The 279-nt window shown below is 56.6% G+C and carries 1 pseudogene; it reads right to left on the minus strand.

The features are described from left to right. A pseudogene (locus tag SB764_RS39565) lies at positions 1-130 on the minus strand (nucleotide pyrophosphohydrolase); the annotation flags it as partial. Positions 131-279: the final 149 nt, after the last annotated feature.

Raw genomic sequence — 279 nt, forward strand, 5'->3', positions numbered from 1 at the left:
GGAAAATTTCCACCAGCTCGGCCATTTCCACACTGGCGGCCATGGCCAGGTTTTTCGGACTGTGAAACTGCTTCCAATCGTTGGTATCGCGGATGCGATGCAAGCGTTCGGTGAGGTGTTCGAGGTTCATGCGCGGGCTCCTGAAGGCGTATAGCTTCGGGCGGATAAGCCATCAAGGCAAGTGAATCCAGCGACGCCCAACACAGCCCATGATTACCACGCGGCAAACCTCTATGCTTATAGGGAACTCGCCGGGCGCAATCGCAACCCAAGGCACAG

It is taken from the genome of Paraburkholderia sp. SIMBA_027, assembly GCF_046535315.1.
Classification (GTDB): Bacteria; Pseudomonadota; Gammaproteobacteria; order Burkholderiales; family Burkholderiaceae; genus Paraburkholderia; species Paraburkholderia tropica.